This is a genomic window from Desertibacillus haloalkaliphilus (assembly GCF_019039105.1).
Lineage (GTDB): Bacteria > Bacillota > Bacilli > Bacillales > KJ1-10-99 > Desertibacillus > Desertibacillus haloalkaliphilus.
The window spans coordinates 1-410 of the sequence record NZ_JAHPIV010000211.1 but is presented as its reverse complement, the minus strand read 5'-3'; the positions used below and the strand labels follow the sequence as shown (position 1 = coordinate 410).

Sequence of the window (410 nt, the reverse complement as noted above, 5' to 3'; positions counted from 1 at the left end):
GGGAGGAGGGGGGAGGAGAAGAGGGGGAGGGAAAAGAAAAAGAGAAGGAAAGAGGAAAAAGAAGGAGGGGGAAAGAAGAGAAGAAGAGGGAGAAAGAAAAGGGGAAGGGGAGAAGGGAGGAAGAGGAAAGGAAGGAGGGAAAGAAAGGGGAAAGGAGGGGAGGGAAAAGAGAGAGGGGAAAGAAAGGGGAGAAAGGGAGAGGAAAGGAAAGGGAGGAAGGAAGGAAAGGAGGAAAAGAAAGGAGAAAGGAGAAGAAAAAGAGAAGGAAAAGGAAGGAGGAAAGAAAGAAAGGAGAAGGGGGAAAAGAGGAAAGGGAGGGAGGGAAAGAAAAGGGGGGGGAAGAAGGGAAAAGGAGAAAGGGAAAAAGGAGGAAGAGGAGAAAGGAAAGGAGGGAAGAAGAAAAAGGAGAA

The 410-nt window shown here is 48.8% G+C and carries 1 protein-coding gene; it reads left to right on the top strand.

Features of this window, described 5'->3' with window-relative positions; translation table 11 throughout:
* Window positions 1–410 (top strand): hypothetical protein (locus KH400_RS29835; protein ID WP_217228153.1); only part of this gene is annotated, 410 nt, incomplete at both ends.